Source organism: Ancylomarina sp., from assembly GCF_041555295.1.
GTDB lineage: Bacteria > Bacteroidota > Bacteroidia > Bacteroidales > Marinifilaceae > Ancylomarina.
On sequence record NZ_JBFFKR010000181.1, the window covers coordinates 1 to 7,202 of the forward strand.

The window sequence follows — 7,202 nt, forward strand, 5'->3', positions numbered from 1 at the left end:
CTGCACATCGAAATGCACATCGGCAATGGGAGATTCCAAATCTCCTGTGGTATAATCGAGGTTTTCCAAAGCTCTAAAACGCTTGTAGAAACATTGCTCTGGTGCAATATGAAGCACCTTTAAATTCTTAGTGAAAAAATCAGTCTTCTCTTTCAGATACAAATACATTAAGCGGTGACGCTCCAATGACAAACAACGTGGACAAAGGGCATTGTCTCTTCCTGTTTGTTTGGTATATCCATATGGAAGAAACTTTCTAAAACTGTGTTCACAAACAGGGCATTCCACCTTATTCCCCATATAAAAAAGAGCAACTACTCTATTTACAATCAAGCTCAGTCTAATTAAAATAGGACGGGGGAATATTTTTAATAGAAGTCTTATTATACTTTTAAGCATATAAATCAATAAACAGTTAGCAATCTCAAGCCGTCAATTAAAATTGAGTTAATCATTCTTTTCGCAACTCATAGTAGGGCTTGTTTATAAAACAATAATAATTGAACACCCCTCTGTCCTTCGGACATCTCCCCTGTAAAGGGAGAAACTACAACTATATGTAGAATGAATATTCTAAGTTAATTTTTATAATCTTTCCCTTTTTAGGGAAAGTGTCGACAGATGAAAGGGTGTATTTAAATAGAAAATAATAAAGCCTGCCCCTTATTCCATTCAGTAATTTGTGAACAAGCCCTATAACTCTATTTTATATTTCTTTATCTATTTGATACAAGTTACGATCAGATGAACTACGGCTAACCAATTCAGCAACAAAGCCCGTTAATATCATTTGAGTTCCAATAACCATAGTGGTTAAGGCAATATAAAAATAAGGACTATCCGTTACTAAAGCTGCTTTAACACCTTCGCTCAAACTGATTAATTTCTGAACACCTATCCATCCTGATGACAGAAAACCAATAACAAACATCAAGAATCCCAACAAGCCAAAAAAGTGCATTGGTTTTTTACCGAAACGCGTCATAAATGAGATGGAAAGCAAATCGAGAAAGCCATTAACAAATCGACTCAAGCCAAATTTAGTCACCCCATACTTACGCTCCTGGTGTTGCACAACTTTCTCACCAATACGTGTAAAACCAGCCTCTTTAGCTAAAATTGGAATATAGCGATGCATCTCACCATAAACCTCAATGCTTTTTACCACCTTACAATTATAGGCTTTCAATCCACAATTAAAATCGTGTAAACGAATACCTGAAACAGCACGAGCGGTTCTATTGAAAAACTTACTAGGAATTGTTTTGGTTATAGGATCGTAACGCTTCTGTTTCCAACCCGAAACAATATCGAAATTCTCCTCCTTCACCATTCTATATAGTTCCGGAATTTCGTCAGGAGAATCCTGAAGATCAGCATCCATGGTTATAACGACATCGCCTTTAGCTGCTTCAAAACCACAAAACAAGGCTGCAGATTTCCCATAATTACGACGGAATTTTATGCCTCGAACTTCAGTATATATATTCTGAAGTTGATTGATAACATCCCAAGAATTATCCTTACTCCCATCATCGACTAAGATGACTTCGTAAGAGAAACTCTGCTCTTTCATCACGCGATCAATCCATGCTAACAATTCTGGCAAAGATTCATCTTCATTATATAGTGGTATGACTACTGAAATATCCATCGTTTAGTTTTGATTTTTATCGTTAAAGTTATTCTTCAGTGTTCCATAGTTACGACTAAAGAAAAAAGCCAAGATCAATGAAAAAAAGAATCCGGCACCTAATTTACTAAACCACTGCCCAAAGGCAAAAACTCCAGGACTAATCTTTCCATAAAAACTCATTAATAATTCAATATCCTTCTCATCATATTTAGCTTCCACCAAACTTTTCTCCATTATACCAATAAATTCTTGTAGAATAGAAGGATCGAAATATTTAACTAAAATGTAGATATACAGGGCATAAAAAGCACCTGCTATACCAATAATAAGCACTCCAGCACCTAAAGCTCTTCCGTAACTAATAATACCATTAAGAACATCATTACGATAAATTCTTAATCCAAAATAAACTCCTGTCATTATCAAAAAATAATTGATAGAAGTAATTTGAGGGTTTATTGAGATTGGGACTCCTCTAAAATAGAACATCAAAGAAGTCAAAATTAAAACACCACCAATTAGAGCTCCAAATAAGAAGCCATGGCGTAGTAAGGGATTTGAGTTTTCTAGCATATAAATCTTAATAATCTTTCGAATTTTACTTATCGGGGGGGCAATTCAATATTATCCACAAGCTCCCCTCTTAAATTAAGAAGACAAAGATATCCATTTTGATAGATATTGATTGAATGTTTGAGATAAATAAACATTCTTTCACACTCCCTAGAGTAAATAAACAGTGGGTTTCAAAAAAAAAATATTTTTTTTTGAAAATTATTACACTGAAAATAAAACGCTTGAGTAAAAAGTGCAAACAAATAGGAAAAGAAGTTAGGCAAAAGGTTTGGAGGATAACAAGTTTTTTCTACTTTTGTCACCGGATAAGCAACTATGCGATCAGCTCCTAGTGAACCCCCCCAGGGTCGGAAGGCAGCAAGGGTAAGTAGTTGTAGCGATGCGACGTAGCTTGCTTATCCACTTGCCAGTGTAGCTCAGTTGGTCAGAGCAGCTGATTTGTAATCAGCAGGTCGTCGGTTCGAATCCGTCCACCGGCTCAACACAAGAAAAGAAAGCTAAAAAAGCTTTCTTTTCTTCTTTTACAACAACGCCGTTGTAGCTCAGGGGTAGAGCGTTTCCTTGGTAAGGAAGAGGTCATGAGTTCAATTCTCATCAATGGCTCAATAAGAGTAAGAGTGCCAGTGTAGCTCAGTTGGTCAGAGCAGCTGATTTGTAATCAGCAGGTCGTCGGTTCGAATCCGTCCACCGGCTCCAAAACAGGAAAAGAAAGTCTATTGGCTTTCTTTTTTTTCGTTTATAGAAAAACCAGCCAATCCCCTCTCTCTAAAAGAACAATCCCTTCATCGTTGCTGATCAAAAAAAATAATGTATTTTCGATCATCATTAACCAAACCTAATCCAAAATAACATGAAGTTTTTTATCGATACAGCAAATCTCGATCAGATTAAAGAAGCCCAAGATCTAGGTATACTAGATGGCGTAACAACCAACCCTTCTCTTATGGCTAAAGAAGGTATTAAGGGTGCCGATAAGATCAAGCAACACTATGTAGACATTTGCAATATCGTTGATGGTGATGTAAGTGCCGAAGTTATTGCAACCGATTTTGAAGGAATGATAAGGGAAGGTGAAGAATTAGCTGATTTACATCCTCAAATCGTTGTTAAAATTCCGTGTACTAAAGCAGGTATTAAAGCCATTAGATATTTAAGTTCTATAGATATTAGCACTAACTGCACACTCATTTTCTCTGTAGGACAGGCCTTACTAGCTGCTAAAGCTGGCGCAGCTTACGTTTCTCCATTCGTTGGTCGCTTGGACGATATAGGAACCGATGGAATCGATCTGATTCGCCAAATTGCCAATATGTTCAACTACTACGGTTTTGAAACTGAAGTATTAGCTGCTTCGATTCGACACACCATGCATATTTTACAATGCGTTGAGGCTGGTGCCGATGTATCAACTTGTCCATTAAATGCCATTACAGGTTTATTAAACCATCCTTTAACCGATAAAGGGCTGGAGCAATTCCTTGCAGACTACAACAAACTAAACAGTTAAGCTGTCGAAATTAATGATACAAAATAAGGAGCCGAAAGCTCCTTATTTTGCTTTAACTTCCTAAGTAAAATTCTAAATATATTGGGGCGTTCCCGCTTTCGCTCCTGAAATTAAAGCGAAAGCGGGCAGGCTTTTCGCTTCTACTCCTCGCCCGGCAAGCTCAAAAGCTGACATAAGTCAACTATGGGCTGTGGGGTATCCGCTGCAATCCTTAACGCAAAGTCTCAATACTATTCCATTTATGGGGATCAGCAGTCACTCCCCATTCCTATTAATCCCAAAGAATCATACCCCCTTTAAAACAAGACCACAAGTCAATATCAACCGAACATAAGTCCAATCATTCACAACTTAATAAATTAAAAGAATGATAAATATTTAAGCTTTTTTCTCACAAATTGATGGAAACTTATATCTTTAAGCCGTAATTCTCTAATAAATAAAAATGTTACTCAAGCTCTACCCCGATAATCCGAATCTTAAAGAATTTCGGAAAATAGCTGACATACTACGAAATGGTGGCATTATCATATATCCCACCGATACAGTTTATGCTATAGGTTGTGATATTAACAACAATAAGGCCATACAAAGAATTGCAAAATTGAAAGGTATCGCTGCCGACAAGGCCAATTTTTCGATCATCTGCAATAATCTAAGTAATTTATCTGAGTATGCGCGAGTAGATAACGGTACTTTTAAGATGATGAAAAAGAACCTTCCTGGTCCTTTTACTTTCATTCTTCCCGCAAGTAGTAATCTTCCAAAACTATTTAAAAGCAAAAAGAAAACTGTGGGTATTAGAGTACCCAATCATTTTATACCACTGGGCATCGTCGAAGAGATTGGAAATCCAATTATGACCACATCAATTCACGATCCTGATCAGGTGATTGAATACACCACAGATCCCGAATTGATTCACGAAAAATACAATAGGGATGTCGATATGGTAATTAATGGGGGATTCGGACGCAATGTGGCATCAACCATTGTCGATTGTACTACAGACGATTTTGAAATCATTCGCGAAGGCATAGGAGAATTGATTTTATAAACTGAAGTTTACAAACAAGAAGAGGGAAAAGCTAATACTTTTCCCTCTTCTTGTTTTTAATCGTATCCAAACTTATTTCTGCTTGGAGATACTTTTTATAGCTCCAGTCTTAGGGTAGAATTCAATTCTATATCCTTCATGCAACAAGACCTGTGAAGGCATAGTCATTACCTTTCCAAATTGAGCAATAATATGTTTTTCCTTATACAAAATATCTTTTCCTTTCAAGATCACCACCTCTGCCTGACCTGGAATTCTATAATGAATAAATGTATTAGCCACAATATTAGGATCCTGAGGCAAAATAGGTAATTCAGAAGCTACATCTAGATTTTTAAACTCAACTCGAACGGGTACTGCTTTTAAGTCGCTAACATCAACAAGCCCCTTAGATGGTGAAATACGGAAAAGAACGCCTCCCTTATCATTCGAAGTAGGCTTATAATTAAATTGTCCTCTTTCCATCACACTCACCTCTTTCCCTAGAAAAAGTGACAAATATTCTTTCTCCAGCTTATCCAATCCTCTAACAATAACTTCATAAGCTTTGCCATCAGGAGGCAAGACTTCAAAGTTTGCAGTTAAAATCTTAAAACGGCGCTTTCTTAACTTGAATAACTGATGAGCTGCCTCTTTAGCCTTATCTTCAATCGATTTTGCAAAAGCAACTTCTTTCAACTCTGGCACTTTTATAAATGCGGTATCAGTTTCCACAACCCTATAAATAGTATCCTTCTTTAACAACAAATTTGGATCAATAGAGAATTTCCCATACTCAATCTCTACTTCAACATTTTCATTTACTGAATTGAGAACGATATTCTCTTCTGTTTCAGACTGAGTCATGTTAAAACCATGAATCAAGCCCTCTGGAGTTAATTGAATCAAATTAGGCTGATAATTCTCAACACTTGTCAGCTTATAAAAGTTATGAGGATCAACTTCACCTTTCTCTGAAACTGCAATGGATTTCACATTCCATTTAATCGCATCAGAAGTTATCTTAGGTGTAATACCAATGTATTTCTCCGAAAAGCTTGCAAATGGTCCTACTTTCTGAATCATCTTTTCAACAAGAACATCAACATTTAAAACTGTTTGTGGCAAAGCATAAACAACAGTTGATGGCACATCTAAATCGGCTTTTCGCTTCTGAGCTTCAACTGTGATAAACTGCATACAAAACGCAGCTACCAACATCATTCTAACTACTAGTCTAAACATCTTCATTTTTATTACAAATTACATTAAAAGACCATACTCAAGTTTTCTTTTTTTTTTAAAAGATCTAATGTTCTTCCAGGCTTCTGGCAGAAATTTCACAATATCACTTGCAATTAAGGCCTCTTCACCAACTTCATCAGCAGCTAAATCACCTGCTAATCCATGCATGTATACGCCTACAAGTGCTGCATCAAGAGAAGAATAGCCCTGTGCCAACAAAGATAATATTATTCCAGTGAGAACATCACCACTTCCCGCTGTAGCCATACCCGGATTTCCTGTAGGATTAAAATAACAACGTCCATTCTTATCAGTTATTGCAGTAAAAGCACCCTTTAACACCATCACCACTGATTGTTTCTTAGAGAAATTACGCTGTTTCTCATTTCTATTGAAAGCTCCCATACTATCGCCAAGCAATCGTTCAAATTCTTTCATATGGGGAGTCAAAATAGTCCCTTTGGGTAAGCGTTCCTTCATTTCCTGATTCGCTCCAATAATATTCAAGGCATCTGCATCTAAAACTAAAGGCTTATCACACTCATCAAGCAATTCTTCCAGAGCTCTTATCGAATTACATTTTGTATCAATCCCTGGCCCAATACCTATCGCATCAAAATTATCAAGACTTGGATACTCTGTAAAAATAATATCAGACTGATCGATACTAACCATAGACTCGGGAACTGCTATCTGCAAAATATCATAACCTAAACGCGGAATATGTGTGCTCAACAAACCAATTCCAGAACGTATAGCTGCTTTAGAAGCCAATATCGCTGCCCCCATTTTGCCATAACTCCCACTGATCAACAAGCCATGACCATAGGTCCCTTTGTGACTAAATCGCTGGCGCGTCTTTAATAAACTTCTAATGTAATTTTCATCAATGAGTTGATAAGGACTTTCCATTTTTTCAATAACAGCTGGATGTAAACCGATAGGTAAAGCCTCCCATACCCCTACACATTCTGCATTCTCTGGAAAAAGAAAAGACAAGTTTGGAAATTCGAAACTAAGCGTATAATCAGCATGAATACAACTATCAAGATCATTTGAAGAATTATCTTCACCAAATAAACCAGATGGAATATCAACCGCTACAATCTCAGCTTTTGAATCATTAATCAGCTTCACTAAATCTTTTACTAAACCATCCAACGGTCGAGATAAACCAGAACCAAATAGGGCATCAATAACTA

The 7,202-nt window shown here is 36.8% G+C and carries 6 protein-coding genes, 3 tRNA genes, 1 other RNA gene and 1 pseudogene; 6 read left to right on the forward strand and 5 right to left on the reverse strand.

Going from position 1 to position 7,202, the window contains the following annotated elements; all coding sequences use genetic code 11:
• The 3 genes and pseudogenes from ABY905_RS12055 to ABY905_RS12065 form a co-directional block, all read right to left on the reverse strand.
• Positions 1-333 (reverse strand): annotated as a pseudogene (locus tag ABY905_RS12055) (SAM-dependent methyltransferase); the annotation flags it as partial.
• 373 nt (positions 334-706) lie between these two features.
• On the reverse strand, positions 707-1,654 hold the full coding sequence (locus tag ABY905_RS12060; protein ID WP_372644212.1) for a glycosyltransferase family 2 protein: 948 nt from the start codon (positions 1,652-1,654) through the stop codon (positions 707-709).
• Positions 1,655-1,657: 3 nt separating this feature from the next.
• Entirely contained in the window at positions 1,658-2,209 is a 552-nt protein-coding gene (locus ABY905_RS12065; protein WP_372644215.1) for a DUF4199 domain-containing protein, read from the reverse strand.
• A 306-nt stretch (positions 2,210-2,515) separates the two neighbouring features.
• Here ABY905_RS12065 and ffs point away from each other — a divergent pair.
• The 6 genes from ffs to ABY905_RS12095 all read left to right on the forward strand — a co-directional run bounded on the left by ffs (position 2,516) and on the right by ABY905_RS12095 (position 4,776).
• An RNA gene (gene ffs, locus ABY905_RS12070) (signal recognition particle sRNA small type) lies at positions 2,516-2,616 on the forward strand.
• Between the two features lies 1 nt (position 2,617).
• Positions 2,618-2,691, forward strand: a tRNA-Thr gene (locus tag ABY905_RS12075).
• A 52-nt stretch (positions 2,692-2,743) separates the two neighbouring features.
• Positions 2,744-2,815: transfer RNA gene (locus ABY905_RS12080), tRNA-Thr, on the forward strand.
• A gap of 16 nt (positions 2,816-2,831) precedes the next feature.
• A tRNA-Thr gene (locus tag ABY905_RS12085) sits at positions 2,832-2,908 on the forward strand.
• A 154-nt stretch (positions 2,909-3,062) separates the two neighbouring features.
• The gene (gene fsa / locus ABY905_RS12090; RefSeq protein ID WP_372644218.1) at positions 3,063-3,719 is read left to right on the forward strand and encodes a fructose-6-phosphate aldolase; all 657 of its coding nucleotides are present in this window, start codon (positions 3,063-3,065) and stop codon (positions 3,717-3,719) included.
• 445 nt (positions 3,720-4,164) lie between these two features.
• Entirely contained in the window at positions 4,165-4,776 is a 612-nt protein-coding gene (locus ABY905_RS12095) for an L-threonylcarbamoyladenylate synthase (RefSeq protein ID WP_372644221.1), read from the forward strand.
• A 72-nt stretch (positions 4,777-4,848) separates the two neighbouring features.
• On the opposite strand, the gene ABY905_RS12100 is transcribed toward ABY905_RS12095, so the two are convergent.
• On the reverse strand, positions 4,849-6,000 hold the full coding sequence (locus tag ABY905_RS12100; RefSeq protein ID WP_372644224.1) for a DUF4831 family protein: 1,152 nt from the start codon (positions 5,998-6,000) through the stop codon (positions 4,849-4,851).
• 18 nt (positions 6,001-6,018) lie between these two features.
• The coding region (locus tag ABY905_RS12105; RefSeq protein WP_372644227.1) for an NAD(P)H-hydrate dehydratase at positions 6,019-7,202 on the reverse strand (1,184 nt) is incomplete at its 5' end.

Bases quoted from the DNA above. Each gene is read 5' to 3' on its own strand.
- ABY905_RS12095 (WP_372644221.1), top strand. From the start codon at position 4,165: ATGTTACTCAAGCTCTACCCCGATAATCCGAATCTTAAAGAATTTCGG.
- ABY905_RS12065 (WP_372644215.1), bottom strand. From the start codon at position 2,209: ATGCTAGAAAACTCAAATCCCTTACTACGCCATGGCTTCTTATTTGGA.
- ABY905_RS12100 (WP_372644224.1), bottom strand. From the start codon at position 6,000: ATGTTTAGACTAGTAGTTAGAATGATGTTGGTAGCTGCGTTTTGTATG.
- ABY905_RS12060 (WP_372644212.1), bottom strand. From the start codon at position 1,654: ATGGATATTTCAGTAGTCATACCACTATATAATGAAGATGAATCTTTG.
- fsa (WP_372644218.1), top strand. From the start codon at position 3,063: ATGAAGTTTTTTATCGATACAGCAAATCTCGATCAGATTAAAGAAGCC.